At 65.1% G+C, this 14,575-nt stretch carries 15 protein-coding genes; all 15 read left to right on the forward strand.

The genetic code is table 11. The annotated features are described in order from the left end of the window. Positions 1–448: 448 nt before the first annotated feature. The 15 genes from PCA31118_RS15910 (at position 449) to PCA31118_RS15980 (ending at position 14,555) form a co-directional block, all read left to right on the forward strand. Complete coding sequence (locus PCA31118_RS15910) at positions 449–1,525, forward strand: porin (RefSeq protein ID WP_174990498.1); 1,077 nt, start codon at positions 449–451, stop codon at positions 1,523–1,525. A 343-nt stretch (positions 1,526–1,868) separates the two neighbouring features. After that, positions 1,869–2,738, forward strand: coding sequence for an ABC transporter ATP-binding protein (locus PCA31118_RS15915; protein WP_150626100.1), 870 nt, complete (start codon positions 1,869–1,871; stop codon positions 2,736–2,738). 45 nt (positions 2,739–2,783) lie between these two features. Further along, entirely contained in the window at positions 2,784–3,566 is a 783-nt protein-coding gene (locus PCA31118_RS15920; protein ID WP_150626101.1) for an ABC transporter permease, read from the forward strand. Between the two features lie 26 nt (positions 3,567–3,592). Further along, positions 3,593–4,384 carry an SDR family oxidoreductase gene (locus PCA31118_RS15925; RefSeq protein WP_150626102.1) on the forward strand — a complete coding sequence of 264 codons (792 nt, stop codon included), beginning with the start codon at positions 3,593–3,595 and terminating at the stop codon, positions 4,382–4,384. Positions 4,385–4,435: 51 nt separating this feature from the next. Continuing rightward, the gene (locus tag PCA31118_RS15930; RefSeq protein ID WP_150626103.1) at positions 4,436–4,993 is read left to right on the forward strand and encodes a cupin domain-containing protein; all 558 of its coding nucleotides are present in this window, start codon (positions 4,436–4,438) and stop codon (positions 4,991–4,993) included. 97 nt (positions 4,994–5,090) lie between these two features. Beyond that, complete coding sequence (locus PCA31118_RS15935; protein ID WP_150626104.1) at positions 5,091–6,008, forward strand: alpha/beta fold hydrolase; 918 nt, start codon at positions 5,091–5,093, stop codon at positions 6,006–6,008. A 1-nt stretch (position 6,009) separates the two neighbouring features. Beyond that, positions 6,010–6,951 carry an IclR family transcriptional regulator gene (locus tag PCA31118_RS15940; protein ID WP_425495368.1) on the forward strand — a complete coding sequence of 314 codons (942 nt, stop codon included), beginning with the start codon at positions 6,010–6,012 and terminating at the stop codon, positions 6,949–6,951. Further along, entirely contained in the window at positions 6,948–7,763 is an 816-nt protein-coding gene (locus tag PCA31118_RS15945; protein ID WP_150626105.1) for an SDR family oxidoreductase, read from the forward strand. The genes PCA31118_RS15940 and PCA31118_RS15945 overlap by 4 nt, the downstream gene beginning before the upstream one ends. Next, positions 7,756–9,408 (forward strand): thiamine pyrophosphate-binding protein, encoded by a 1,653-nt coding sequence (locus PCA31118_RS15950; protein ID WP_150626106.1) that lies wholly within the window; start codon positions 7,756–7,758, stop codon positions 9,406–9,408. The genes PCA31118_RS15945 and PCA31118_RS15950 overlap by 8 nt, the downstream gene beginning before the upstream one ends. Beyond that, on the forward strand, positions 9,401–10,219 hold the full coding sequence (locus PCA31118_RS15955; RefSeq protein ID WP_150626107.1) for an aspartate dehydrogenase: 819 nt from the start codon (positions 9,401–9,403) through the stop codon (positions 10,217–10,219). The genes PCA31118_RS15950 and PCA31118_RS15955 overlap by 8 nt, the downstream gene beginning before the upstream one ends. 13 nt (positions 10,220–10,232) lie before the next feature. Next, positions 10,233–11,729 carry an aldehyde dehydrogenase gene (locus PCA31118_RS15960; protein ID WP_150626108.1) on the forward strand — a complete coding sequence of 499 codons (1,497 nt, stop codon included), beginning with the start codon at positions 10,233–10,235 and terminating at the stop codon, positions 11,727–11,729. Positions 11,730–11,856: 127 nt separating this feature from the next. Beyond that, complete coding sequence (locus PCA31118_RS15965) at positions 11,857–12,870, forward strand: ABC transporter substrate-binding protein (RefSeq protein WP_150626109.1); 1,014 nt, start codon at positions 11,857–11,859, stop codon at positions 12,868–12,870. 13 nt (positions 12,871–12,883) lie between these two features. Further along, entirely contained in the window at positions 12,884–13,228 is a 345-nt protein-coding gene (locus tag PCA31118_RS15970) for a hypothetical protein (protein ID WP_150626110.1), read from the forward strand. Further along, on the forward strand, positions 13,228–13,446 hold the full coding sequence (locus PCA31118_RS15975) for a recombinase-like helix-turn-helix domain-containing protein (protein ID WP_150626111.1): 219 nt from the start codon (positions 13,228–13,230) through the stop codon (positions 13,444–13,446). Before PCA31118_RS15970 ends, PCA31118_RS15975 begins: the two co-directional genes overlap by 1 nt. A 77-nt stretch (positions 13,447–13,523) precedes the next feature. Next, positions 13,524–14,555 carry an aromatic ring-hydroxylating oxygenase subunit alpha gene (locus PCA31118_RS15980; protein WP_150626112.1) on the forward strand — a complete coding sequence of 344 codons (1,032 nt, stop codon included), beginning with the start codon at positions 13,524–13,526 and terminating at the stop codon, positions 14,553–14,555. Positions 14,556–14,575: the final 20 nt, after the last annotated feature.

Below are 14,575 nucleotides of genomic sequence, written 5' to 3' on the forward strand. Positions count from 1 at the left end.
TTATTGTTTTTGATTCGGCGGTTCGCAAGCCTCCCTCGGGTAAATCCGGATCGGCTCACATCGCATCGTCCGGGCCGCAGATGTCGCACCGTCGGGACTTCCGGCAACGCGGGCGGGACGTTCGGTGCCTTGCCGCACCGAGCTGACACGTCCACCAGTGGACCAACGCGCACGCGTTAGCACGCCAATTTGCCGCCATCAATTCGTGCATCTCCGCTGCGAGTGTCTCGGGTGTCCTGGCCTAAGCTCTGCACAGTTGGTTTCATAAGTAATCCAACGTTTCATAGATGGAACGTCAGTGACGGGCACCGGGCAGGGGTGTCGTTGGTCGAGCGTGGCCGACGAATGCGGATTGAGGTGCGCGCCGCGAGACGTATCCATCGTTCTCGAATCATCGAACGACAGGAGTACACAGATGAAGCGGTTTCCGATGGGGCGGATCCCGGGCATGACGGCGCTGGCCGCAGCCATGCTGCTGGGTGCGGGCGTGCCGGTCGCTGCGCACGCGCAGAGCAACGTGACGCTGTACGGCAGCATGGATGCCGGCGTGGCATTCGTGAACAATCAGGGCGGCAGCGCGAATTGGCTCGCACAGCAAGGCGGCTCGCAGCCGGATCGCTGGGGCTTGCGCGGCGTGGAAGATCTGGGCGGCGGCAATCGCGCGATCTTCCTGCTGGAGAACGGCTTCTCCACGCTCACGGGGAACACGCTCAAGGCGGGCGCGATGTTCAATCGCCAGTCGTGGGTCGGATTGCAGTCGGACAAGATGGGCACCGTCACCATCGGTCACATGACCAGCTTCAACTTCGACTGGCTGGGCCCGTTCAGTACCGCTTACCTGGGCATGAACTGGTACATGTTCCACCCGGGTAACCTCGACGAACTGGCCAACACTTCCGTCGTGCAGACCGATAACTCGGTGCGCTACGTCACACCGGACTTCAAGGGCTTCAAGGCCGGCGCGATGATCTCGTTCGGCAACAACGCGAACTTTGCCAACGGGCGCAAGTGGAGCGTGGCGGCGAACTACACGAACGGCGGCTTCAAGGCGTCGGCGGTGTATTCGAATGAAAACAACCGCACGCCGAACGTTGCGGTGCTCGGCGGCGCCACGTTCCAGGGGCAGCCCGTCGCAACGTACGCCGCGTCGAACGTCGAGAACATGGGCGCCGGCGTGTCGTACGGCTTCGGGCCGTGGCTGCTGCACGCCCTGTACACGCGCGTGAAGCTCCAGTCGCCGGGCTACAGCGACACCTATCAGGCATTCGACGCAGGCGCGAACTATGCGACGAGCGTTGCGAACACGATCACCTTCGGCGCGGCCACGACCAACATGTCCGGCAAGCGCTGGACGCAGGTCAGCCTCGGCGATGTCTATGCGTTTTCCAAGCGCACGCAGGTGTACGTGAGCGGCGCTTACCAACACGCGAGCGGCAATGGCGCGGTCACGGCGATCAATACGATCAGCCCGTCGTCGACGTCGAATCAGCTCGTGATCATGTCGGGCGTGCATCACTCGTTCTGACGCACAACTGTTTCACCCAGTGGTCTCTCTTGACGCGCCGGTCGGGCATTCGCCCACCGGCGTTTTTTTTTTTTTTTTCGTCTTCGGATTCGGTCTCGAACCCCGTCGCATACCGCCTAACGCTCGCGCAACCCTTTGGATACGGGTTTCCCCTAGGCAAAAAACAATTTTGACTCCGCTTTTCACTCCCTATAATTGATCCATAAGTAAATCAACGTTTCACCAATGAAACGAAACGCGAGAAAAGCGCGAAAGAGAAAGACAGGCTGGCAAGCCGCGATCGTGAAGCGACGTCGCGGGTTGTCCGAGGCAAGTTGAACATCCAGAAACTCGGTGGTTTCCCATGCTCAGGTCGATTCAGTTGAAGGACGCAAACGTAGCCGAGGCCTATGCCGACGCACGGCAGGCGCAGGCGACGGCAACGCCGTTGCCGTTCGCTATCGAATATCGCGGCGTGACGCGTCGGTTCAAAAATCGCCAGGGCAAGGGCGAGATGACGGCCGTCACGAACGTGTCCATCGGCATCAAGGCAGGGGAGTTCGTCTCCCTGATCGGTCCGAGCGGCTGTGGCAAGAGCACGTTGCTCAACATGGGCGCGGGGCTGTACGCGCCGAGCGAAGGGCAGGTGACGCTCGCGGGCAAGCCGGTGCGTGGCCCGTCGCAACAGGTCGCGTTCATGCTGCAAAAGGATCTGCTCATGCCGTGGCGCTCGATTCAGAAGAACGTCGAGTTGGGCATGCAGATTCGCGGGCGCAACAAGGCCGAGCGCGCCGAGGTCGCCAAGGCATTGCTCGCGCGCTGCCATTTGAAGGGTTTCGAGAATCACTATCCGCACCAGCTCTCGGGCGGCATGCGCCAGCGCGCCGCGCTTGCGCGCACGCTGGCCATCGAGCCGGACGTGCTGCTCATGGACGAGCCGTTCTCCGCGCTCGACGCACAGACCAAGATGGTGCTCCAGCAGGACCTCGCACAAATGCTCGCGGCAGAAGGCAAGACCGCGCTGATGATCACCCACGATCTGGCGGAAGCGATCGCGCTGTCGGATCGCGTGTTCGTCATGAGCGAGCGCCCCGGCACGATCATCGAAGAGATCACCGTCGATCTGCCGCATCGCGACAACCCGATCGAGCGTCGCAAGCAGGCAGGCATGAACGAATACGTCGCCCATCTGATGGAACTGCTCAAGGTCGGTCGCGACGACCATCTCGGCTGATCGCCGCTCACGGCTAGTTACGCACAAGACACTGGAATCTCCGCTATGAAATCCCTTTCCAAAACGCAACTGACCGTCGGCAGCTTTGCGCTGCTGCTGATCTTCGCGGCCGTATGGCAGTGGGGCCCGAGCGCGTTCGGCGTGCCCGAGTTCGTGTTGCCGAAATTGTCGTCGACCCTGGTCGAAGGCGCGCGCATGTTCGAGGTCGAGAATCTCTGGCTGCATATCGGCGTGACTGCACTCGAAGTGGTCGCCGGTTTCGTGATCGGCTCGGCGCTCGGCGTGATGATCGGCGTGATCCTCGGGCTGTCGCCGTCGACCGAAGCCATGCTCTCGCCGTACATCCTCGCCTTGCAGATCGCGCCGAAGGTGGCCTTCGCGCCGCTGTTCGTGATGTGGATGGGCTACACGATCTATCCGAAGATCCTCGTCGCGGTGCTGATCGTGTTCTTCCCCGTGATGATCAACGTGCTGGGCGCGGTGCGCTCGGTCGACCCGGACATGGTCAATCTGGTGCGCGCGCTGTGCGGTCGTCGCTGGCAGATCTTCCGTTTCGTCGAGTTTCCGTCGGCCATGCAGGCGCTGTTCGCCGGCCTGCGCATCGCTTCGACGCTCGCCGTGATCGGTGTGACTGTCGGCGAGCTCGTCGGCGGTGACCGCGGTCTGGGCTATTTGCTCGTGTACGGCGAAGGTCAGGGCAATACCGCCATGGTGTTTGTCGCCATCGCCGGTCTGACGGCCATTGGTATCGCCGCCTACGCCGCCGTGGTCTGGCTGGAGCGCCGCGCACTGCATTACGTGCCGCGTGCTTCGATGAACATCGCCTGAGCGCACGACGTCGGAAGGAATTCATCGTGAACGAACTGCCCATCCTCCCGCTCGACGCGAGCACGCTCGCGCCGCTCGACGGCAAGAAGCTGCTGATCACCGGCGGTGCTCGCGGCCTCGGCGAAGGCTTCGTGCGCGCGGCGCTCGCTCGCGGCGCACAAGTAACGATTGCCGATATCGCGGCGCAGGCGGGCGAAGCGCTCGCCGCCGAATTGCGCGATGCCGGCCATGCGGTGTCGTTCGTGCGTGTCGATCTGTCGGACCCGGCATCGGTCCAAGCCGCCGCGCAGGCCGCCGGCACACAGATGGGCGGCATCGACGGCCTCGTCAATAACGGCGCGATTACCAATTCGGGCGGCAGGATGGCCACCGAACTGAGCCTCGAGACATGGGACGCCGTGATGAACGTCAACGTGCGCGGCACGTGGCTCATGACGATGGCGGCGTTGCCGTTTCTGCGTGCTGCCGGGCAGGGCCGTGTCGTGAACATCGCGTCCGACACCGCGCTGTGGGGCGCGCCGCGCCTGCTCGCCTACACGGCGAGCAAAGGCGCAGTGATGGCGATGACGCGTTCGCTGGCCCGTGAACTCGGCCCGGACGGCATCACCGTCAACGCGATCGCCCCGGGCCTCGTCGAGGTCGAAGCCACAGCGTATGTGCCGGCCGAGCGTCATCGTCATTACCTGGAAGGACGCGCCTTGCCGCGCGCACAGGTGCCCGACGACGTGATCGGGCCGGTGCTGTTCCTGCTGTCCGACGCTTCCCGTTTCGTGACCGGTCAGGTGCTGCCGGTCAACGGCGGCTTCGTCATGCCCTGACGAGCCGCTCTCATTCCCATCTCATTTGTGATGCCTTCAAGGAGTTACGCCATGGCGCAAGCCGAAGCCAAAAACACCGCGACACCGCAGGCCGTCGAGAGCTGGACGCAGGCCGAAGGCCAGACGTTCGGCGAATGGCTGGATACGCGTGTCGCCCGTTTCTCGACGCGCAAGTACGACTGGGACGCGCTCAAGTTCCAGGCCGACTACGACCCTAAGTACCGCCGCGCGCAAATGCGCTATGTCGGCACGGGCGGCACGGGCGTCGCCAAGGACACCAACACGGTGCCCGCCGGTCACTTCACGTTCTCCACGATGGTGATTCCGGCCGGCAACATCGGCCCGAGCCATATCCACATGGACGTCGAGGAAATCTTCTTCGTGATGCGCGGAAAGATGAAGGTGATCTGCGAGCGCGACGGTGAGACGTGGGAAGCCATTCTCGGCGAGCGCGACCTGATCTCGGTGCCGCCGGGTGTGTACCGCACCGAAATCAACATCGGCGACGAAGACGCACTGATGTGCGTGATGCTCGGCTCGCAAAAGCCGGTCACGCCCACGTATCCGCCGGATTCGCCGCTCGCGAAGATCAAGCGCGACCTGAAGTAAGCCGGAACGAAGTCCGGCGCGGCATGCCAGCATGCCGCGCCGGCAGGAATTTCACGAAATCAGACGTCAAGCCGTCAATCCGAAGAGCCGGAAAGCCATGTCATCCCAAGCGATTCAGTCCGAAGTGCCAGTCGACGATGTCGTCGCGCCGCTGCGAGCGCGCCTCGACGCCTTCCCGTACCGTACCGTCGCCACGCGCGTGGGCACGGTGGGCTATCGCTGCGCCGGGACCACGAGTGACGCGCATGACGCACATGTCCCGGTCGTGATGCTGCATGGCATCGGTTCGGGCGCAGCGTCGTGGGTGGCACAACTCGACGCCGCCGGTCTGGACGCCGCGCGGTACGCGTGGGATGCGCCCGGCTATGGCGAGACGTCCAACGTTGCCGACGCCGAACCGCACGCCGACGCTTACGCCGATGCGCTCGAAGCCTGGCTCGACGCGCTGGGTCTGGATCGCGTTGCCCTGATCGGTCATTCGCTTGGCGCGATCATGGCGACGAAGTTTGCCAGCCGCGCGCCGCAACGCGTGCGCGGTCTTTTCCTATGCTCGCCGGCCAATGGGTACGGCAAGGCCGACCCGGAAGTGCGCGCATCGAAGCGCGACAGCCGTCTGGCGATGCTCGACAAGCTCGGGCCGGACGGCATGGCGCGCGAGCGCAGCGACAATCTGGTCGCGCCCGACGCTGCGGACCTGCCGCGTGCGTGGGTGAAATGGAACATGGCGCGCGTGTTGCCCGCTGGCTACCGTCAGGCGACGCATCTGCTCTCGAACGGCGACGTCGCCGGTGAGCTCGCGCAGTACGTGAGCGCAGGCGCCGGTCCGGTCGCGGTGGCTGTCGGTGCCGTGGACGGCATCACGCCGCCGGCGGCGTGCGAGACGATTGCCCGAGTCGCGGGTGTGCCGCTGCAAATCATCGAAGGCGCGGGACATGCGTCTTACATCGAAACGCCGGACGTGCTCAATGCTGCGCTTGGCGCGTGGCTCGACCGTGTCGCGGCAGGGGAGCGTTGAGATGGCACCGGCGATTCCGAAGCGCGTAGCCAACTTCGAAGCAGAACGCATGGAAGACGAGGCGTTGCTGCCTCAGGACGGGCAGGCTGAGAGCGACGACGTTGCCGATTCGGCGCCTGTCGAATCGCGCTACCTGGTGCCGGGGCTGGAGCGCGGCCTGCGCATCCTCACGCAGTTCTCGCCGCGCGAGCCCGTGTTCAGCGCGCCGGAGTTGTCGCAGCGCCTGGGCATTCCCCGCACCACCGTCTTTCGTCTGTTGCAGACGCTCGAAGCCATGGGCTTTCTGGAGCGCGCGGGCAGCGAGAAGAATTTCCGTCTGGGCGTGGCCGTGCTGCGTCTGGGCTTCGAATACCTCAGTTCGCTGGAACTGACCGACCTGGGTATCCCGATCATCGAGCGTCTTCGCGACGCCACGCAACTGACCTCGCACATCGTGATTCGCGACGGTCGCGACATCGTGTTTGTCGCCAAGGCGCAGAGCGTTGCCGGCGTGTTCAACTCGATCAAGGTGAACGTCGGCACGCGTCTGCCGGCACACGCCACCGTGCACGGCCACGTGCTCATGGGCGATCTGACGCTCGCGGAACTGCGGGCGCTGTACCCGGAGAAGACGCTGGAGAAATTCACGCCGCAAACGCCGGAGACGCTCAACGAATTGTTCGAACGCGTGCGCGAGGACGCCGAGCGTGGCTACGCCGTGTCGGCCTCGTCGTTCGAGCGCGGCATCAGTGTCGTGAGCGCCCCGGTGCGCAACGACGCCGGGCGTATCTGCGCCGCCATCACCGTCACGATTCCGCGCGCGAACATCGATGCGTCGATGCTCGATGCGGGGCTGATCGGGCAGGTGCGCGAAGCGGCGGATGCACTCTCGCATCGCCTGAATTACCGGCCCGGCACCGACGGCCAGACCACCCCCTACATGAAGTCACTGGGATTGAAATGATCACGATCGACCTTTCCGCACGCGCGGCACTGGTGACGGGCGGCACGTCCGGCATCGGGCTTGCCACCGCTGAGCGCCTGCTCGCCGCCGGCGCCGCCGTTGCGATCTGCGGGCGCAACACCGAGCGTCTCGCGCAAGCCGAAGCGCATTTGCGCGAACGCCACCCGCAGGCACGTCTCATCGCCGCGCAATGCAACGTGCTCGAAGAGCGCGACGTCGCGGCACTGGCCGAGCGCATTCGCAGCGAGTTCGGTCGTCTCGACATGCTGATCAACAACGCCGGACAAGGGCGCGTGTCGACGTTCGCGGATACGACCGACGACGCGTGGCGCGAAGAACTCGAACTGAAGTATTTCAGCGTGATTCGTACCACGCGCGCCTGCCTGCCGATGCTGCGCGACGCCGCGCGCGAGACCGGAGATGCGGCCATCGTCTGCGTCAATTCGCTGCTCGCGCTGCAACCGGAGCCGCACATGGTGGCGACGTCCTCGGCGCGCGCGGGCATCCAGAACCTCGTGCGCTCGATGGCCAGCGAGTTTGCGCCCGATGGCGTGCGCGTCAATTCCATCCTCATCGGTCTGGTGGAGTCGGGCCAGTGGCGTCGTCGTTTTGCTGCCGCACAGGAAGCGGGCGACAGCAAAACGTGGCAGGAATGGACCGGCGAACTCGCGCGCAAGAAGCAAATCCAGTTGCAACGTCTGGGCAAGCCTGAAGAGGCGGCCGCAGCGATCTTTTTCCTGGCCAGCCCGCAATCGTCCTACACGACGGGCAGCCATATCGATGTTTCCGGAGGCTTGGCAAGACATGTCTAACAAAACCACCGTCGGCGAAGTCATCGCGGCGTTCCTCGAACAGTGCGGCGTGAAGACCGCATTCGGCGTGATCTCGATCCATAACATGCCGATCCTCGACGCCATCGCGCGTCGTGACAATATCCGTTACGTCGGCGCCCGCGGCGAGGCCGGTGCGCTGAACATGGCCGACGGCCTGTCGCGCGTCTCGGGCGGACTGGGCGTGGCGTTCACGAGCACGGGCACGGCCGCGGGCAATGCGGCAGGCGCCATGGTCGAAGCGCTCACGGCCGGCACCCCGGTGCTGCACATCACGGGTCAGATCGAAACCGAGTTCCTCGATCGCGATCTCGCGTACATCCACGAAGCCCCGGATCAGCTGAGCATGCTCAACTCGATCTCGAAGGCGGCGTATCGCGTGCGTTGCGTCGACACGGCGCTCTCGACCGTGCGCGAGGCCGTGCGTGCGGCACTCACCGCGCCGACCGGTCCGGTGAGCGTCGAGATTCCCATCGACATTCAGGCCGCCGAAATCGACTGGCCTGCCGACCTGGCGGCCCCGCACATCCCGGTGCCCACGCACGATGACGCCCGCGTGACGGCGCTGGCCGACAAGCTGGCATCGGCCCATCGCCCGCTGCTGTGGCTGGGTGGCGGCGCACGCGGGGCGGAAGCTGCCGTCAAGCGTCTGGTCGACATGGGCTTCGGCGTGGTGACGAGCGTGCAAGGTCGCGGCATCGTGCCGGAAGACCATGCCGCAACGCTGGGCGCGTTCAACATTCACCCGACGGTCGAAAAGTTCTACAAGACGTGCGACGCCATCGTGGTCGTCGGCTCGCGTCTGCGTGGCAACGAGACGCTCAAGTACAAGCTCGGATTGCCGCGCCCGCTGTATCGCGTGGATGCCGACGGTCTGGCCGACAACCGTGGCTACCGCAACGACCTGTTCATTCAGGGCGATGCCGCCCGAGTGCTGAACGCGCTGGCCGACAAGCTGCAAGGCCGTCTGTCGGTCGACCCGGCGTTCCACGCCGATCTGGCGGCCGCGCGCGACGCTGCCGTCAAGCAGGTGGCCGAGGGGCTCGGCCCCTATCGCCAGCTCGTGGCCGCGCTGCAAGGCGCGTTGGGTCGCGACTTCAACTGGGTGCGCGACGTCACGATCTCGAACAGTACGTGGGGCAACCGCCTGCTCAAGATCTTCTCGCCGCGCGCCGGTGTGCACGCGCTGGGGGGCGGCATCGGGCAGGGCATGCAGATGGGCATCGGCGCGGCGCTCGCGGGCAACGCGAAGAAGACCGTTGCGCTGTGCGGCGATGGCGGCCTCATGGTCAACGTCGGCGAACTCGCCACGGCCGTGCAGGAGAAGGCGCCTGTGGTGATCCTGCTGATGAACGACCAGTGCTACGGCGTGATCCGCAACATTCAGGATGCGCAATACGGCGGGCGCCGCCATTACGTGCAACTGCACCAGCCGGACTTCGCCGCATTCTGCGCAAGCCTGCAACTCAAGCACGAGCGCATCACGTCCATCGATCAGGCGGAAGCGGCCGTGAACCGCGCCGTCGCGCACGAGGGGCCGGTGCTGCTCGAAGTCGACATGCTGTCGGTCGGCAACTTCGCGTCGCATTTCGCCGGTCCGCCGGTACGGGAGCCTGCGAATGCATGAACTGAATCATCGTCCCGTCGATGTCGCGCTGATCGGCTTCGGCGCGATCGGCTCGAAGGTCTACGAGGCATGCGCGAGTGATCCGTATCTGCGCGTCGGTCACGTGATCGTGCCGGAAGACGCCGCAGAGCGGGTGCGCAGCAGCGTGCGCGCAGGCACCGAAGTGGTGTCCTCGGCGCAGGCGCTCACGAGCCGTCCGGACTTCGTGCTGGAGTGCGCAGGCCACAGCGCGCTGTCGGGCCACGTGGTGCCCCTGCTCAAGTCGGGCGTGGACTGCGCGGTCGCGTCGATCGGCGCGCTCTCGGATTCCGAGTTGCTCGCCGCGCTGGAGCAAGCGGCGAAGGACGGCGCATCGACCGTCACGCTGCTCTCGGGCGCGATCGGCGGCATCGACGCCATTGCCGCAGCCCGCGAAGGTGGCCTCGACGAAGTGCTGTACACGGGCCGCAAGCCGCCGATGGGCTGGCAGGGCACGCCCGCCGAGCAGGTGTGCGACCTCGCGACGCTCACCACTGCCACGGTGATCTTCGAAGGCAGTGCGCGCGACGCGGCGCGGCTGTACCCCAAGAACGCCAACGTGGCGGCGACCGTGGCGATTGCGGGCCTCGGACTCGACGCAACACGCGTGCGTCTGATCGCCGACCCGGCGACCGCGCGCAACGTGCACCACATCGCCGCGCGCGGCGCGTTCGGCGAGATGTCGCTGGAGATGTGCGGCAAGCCGTTGCCCGACAACCCCAAGACGTCGGCATTGACCGCGTATTCGGCCATTCGCGCATTGCGCAACCGCGTCGCGAACTGTGTGATTTAGCAGGAAGAGCCTCATGAGCCATCAAGATTTGCTGCAAGGGTTTTCGAGCGACATTCTGGTCGGCGGCGAATGGCGCGCCGGCACCGGCAAACGCTATGAAAGCCTGTACCCGGCGGACGAAAGCGTGAACGCCGAGATCGCCGCTGCCGGCGCCGACGACGCTGTCGAAGCCGTCGAAGCGGCCGACGCGGCGTGGCGACGTGCCGACTGGGCCGGTCTCAAACCGCATCAGCGCGCGGCCGTGCTGCACCGCGTGGCCGACGGCATTACGCAACGCGCCGAAGCGCTCGCGCATCTGCAACGTCGCGACAACGGCAAGCCGATCAGCGAGACGCGCGCCCTCGTGGCGAGCGCGGCGGGTACGTTCCGCTATTTCGCCTCGTGCCTGGAGACGCTGGAGCAGACGCTCACGCCCTCGCGCGGCGACTACCTGACGATGAGCGTGCACGAGCCGTTGGGTGTGATCGCGGCGATCACGCCGTGGAACTCGCCCATCGCCTCCGACGCGCAGAAGCTCGCGCCCGCACTGGCTGCGGGCAACGCCGTGGTGCTCAAGCCGGCGGAAGTCACGCCGCTCGCCTCGCTCGAACTCGGCCGCATCTGCGAAGCCGCCGGTGTGCCGCGCGGCGTGCTCTCGGTGCTGCCGGGCAAGGGCTCGGTGATCGGCGACATTCTGGTGCGTCACCCCAAGGTCAAGAAGGTCGCATTCACCGGCGGCACCGAAGTCGGTCGCGGCATCGCACGTCTGGCAGCGGAGAAGCTCATGCCGGTCTCGCTCGAACTCGGCGGCAAGTCGCCGACCATCGTGTTCGAAGATGCGGACATCGGCCACGCCGTCGCGGGTGTGCTGTACGGCATCTTCAGTTCGTCGGGCGAATCGTGCATTGCAGGCTCGCGTCTGTTCGTGCACAGGAAGATCTTCGACACGTTCGTCGAACGTCTCGTCGCAGGCGCGAAGCAATTGCGGGTGGGGGATCCGCTGCGCGAGGACACGCAGATGGGACCGCTCGTGACGTCGGCGCATCGCGAGTCCATCGAGCGCTATGTCGCGATCGGTCTGGACGAGGGCGGTCGCCTGCTGTGCGGCGGTGAGCGCCCGGTGGGCGATGGCCGCGAGAAGGGCTACTTCTATCAACCGACGATCATCGCAGGCCTGACGAATCAGGCGCGCATGGTGCAGGAGGAAATCTTCGGGCCGGTGCTCGCGGTGCTGCCGTTCGAGAACGAAGACGACCTGCTGCGCGAGGCCAACGACAGCGTCTATGGACTGGCGGCCGGGATCTGGACCCGCGACTACAAACGCGCCTGGCGCATGGGCCGCGCGCTGGAGACCGGCACCGTCTGGATCAACACCTACAAGCAGTTCTCGATCTCGACGCCGTTCGGCGGTTGGAAGGAGAGCGGCATGGGGCGCGAGAAGGGACGTCTGGGACTGCTGGAGTACACCAACCAGAAGAGCCTGTACTGGGGCATGAACGATAACCCGCTCGCCTGGGCGGGGCAGGTCTGACGCCAGCGCATGCTCTGCCGCGCGTGCGGCGAGCGTGGGGGCGAGTGTTAAGCGACTGTGAAGCGAATGTGGCAAGCCGCGATGCACGGGGCATCGCGGTCATCCGAAACTTGAGCGAGGCAAAGATATGTTGTCGATTTTCCGTGCATCGTTGGCGCGTCGCGCCTTCCTGACGGCTGGCCTGTGCGCCGTGGCCGGACTCACGAGCGTGGCCGCGCCGGTCATGGCGCAGCCGGCCGCGCAACAGCAGATCACCTATCTGCTGCCGGCCCCGGCGAACCTGCCGGCGTTCGCGCCGCTGATGCTGGCCGAGAAGAAGGGCTACTACGCTGCCGAAGGCCTGTCGGTGCGTTGGCTGACGGTGCAGGGCGGCGCCGATGTCGGCAAGCAGCTCGCCTCGGGCAATGGCGATCTGGGTGGGGGCCTCGGCGACACGCCGATCGTGCTGCGCCCGAACGGCATTCCCATCAAGGGGGTGGCGCTGCTGGGCGGTCGCACGCTGCACCAGCTTGTCGTGCGCGATGACGCGAACATCAAGTCGCCCGCCGATCTGAAGGGCAAGACGATCACCGTGCTGGCGTATCAGGACACGGGCTTTTACGCAACGCTGGGTCTGCTGGCATCGGCCGGTCTCACGCGTAACGACGCGCGTATCCAGGGCGCAGGTCCGGCCGGCGTGTGGCAGCAAGTGGCGACCGGCAAGGCCGAAGTGATGGTCGGCACGCCGGAGTGGGCGCAGAACATCGAAGACGCCGGGGTGAAGATCACCATGACGTCGACCGACAAGTACTTCCCGGGCATGGCGCAGGCGATTCTGGCGTCCGACAAGACCATTGCCGAGAAGCCGGAGATGATCCGCAAGTTCGTGCGTGCAACGGTCAAGTCGGTGGCGGAAATCATGCGTGATCCGGCAGGTGCCGCGAAGGAATACTGCGCGACCGTGCCGGGGTACAAGGGCAAGGAAGCCGAGATCGAGAAGATCCTCACGTACTACGCCCGCAATGTGTATCCGGGGCAGCAGCGCCTGGGCGCGTTCGATCCGGCACGTGTGACCAAGCTGCAGGACTTCTACGCGCAGGAGAAGGTCATCCGCGAGAAGTCGAAGGTGGACGATCTGTTCACCAACCAGTTCGTGCAATAAGGCGGGGTGCGTGATGAGTGAGACCACACCGGGCGCCGCCCAACCCGAAACCCTGTTGCTGACGGTGTTCCTGCGTCACGATCAGTCGAACAATCTCGACGATTTTCAGGAGCGTCTGAAGGCCGCCGAGTGGTGGGAGCGATTCCCGCCCGCCGGCGTGAAAGTGGTGTCGTGGACGGTGGCGATGGGCTTCGGCCAGATCGTCACGCTGGAGCTGCCGCCGCATCTGCTGCCAGTAGTGAATGTGGAGCTGGAGCGTTCGGCGTGGGGCGTGTTCCGCACCGAATGCTATCCGACTTACGACTTTGTTCCCGTGCACGCGCGCATTCGCGAACGGGTTCGCAACGGAGGGAAATAATGGACCGTTATCTGGAACCACATCAAGCGCGTCGCCATGAGCCGACGCAGTACGAAAGCCTGCTGGGCGACGCCATCGAGCGCGCCTACGCGGCCGGCACGTACGATCTGGCAGGTCTCGTGGCCTATCTGAATCGCACCGGCCCCGGCCCACAGGAAGGCGAAGTGTGGACCGAAGAGGTCTACAAAGCACAGATCGCCAAGCTGGCCGAAGAGTAAAAACACCACATAACGCGCTCGCCGCTCGCCGTCACGCGTGAGCGACGAACGCGATACAGAGGTTAGAGAGGTCCCCCATGACAACGCAACAGCCCATTCTCACTGCCGACGCCATTCTCGAGCGCGGCCTGAAGAACCTTTGGTACCCGATTTGCCCGTCGCACATGATCGGCCGTGAGCCTGTCTCGCTGCGCCGTCTGGGCAAGAAGCTGGTGTTCTGGCGCGATCAGGACAACAAGGTGCACGCGCTCGACGACCATTGTCCGCACCGTGGCGCGCCGCTGTCGAAAGGCATCGTGATGGGCGATCGCATCGCCTGCGGCTATCACGGCGTGCAAGTGCGCTGCGACGGCACGGTCACGCGCGTGCCGGGTAGCCCGGGCTGCAAGCTCGAAGGCTCGCGCCCGACGCAGGCGTATCACATCATCGAGCGCAACGACGCCGTCTGGCTGTACAACGCGACCGAGAACATCGACACGCCGCCGCCGCTCGTGCTGCCGGCGGAGCTCGACGCCGACGGCGAGTTCTCGTCGTTCCTGTGCTACACGGAGTGGAAGGGCGACTATCGTTACGTGCTCGATAACGTGATGGACCCCATGCACGGCACGTACCTGCACAAGCAGTCGCACTCGATGGCCGAAGGCGACAACACCGCCGCATTCCGTATTCGCGATACCGACCGTGGCTTCGTCTTCGAGAAGGAAGGCCAGCGCGACGTGAACTTCGACTGGACCGAGTGGGCGGACACCGGTACGCACTGGATGCGTCTGGAGATTCCGTACCCGAAGACCGGTGGCCCGGGGGGCAACTTCGTCATCGTGGGCAGCTACACGCCGATCTCGCCCACGCTGGCCGCCGTGTTCCACTGGCGCTGCCGCAAGCTCGACGGCTGGCAGCGCGACACGTGGCGCTTCCTGTATCGCAACCGTCTCGAAGCGCGCCACTGGGCCGTGCTGGAACAGGACCGCGTGATGCTCGAAGACATGGAGCCGGATGCCAACCAGCACGAGCACCTGTATCAGCACGACATGGGCATCGTGCGTTTGCGTCGCCACCTGAAGAATCTGGCGAAGGCGGAGCTCGAACGCATGCAACAGGGCAAGGCCTAAGCCGTGCCAATTGACGAGAC

This window comes from Pandoraea captiosa (assembly GCF_902459775.1).
GTDB lineage: Bacteria > Pseudomonadota > Gammaproteobacteria > Burkholderiales > Burkholderiaceae > Pandoraea > Pandoraea captiosa.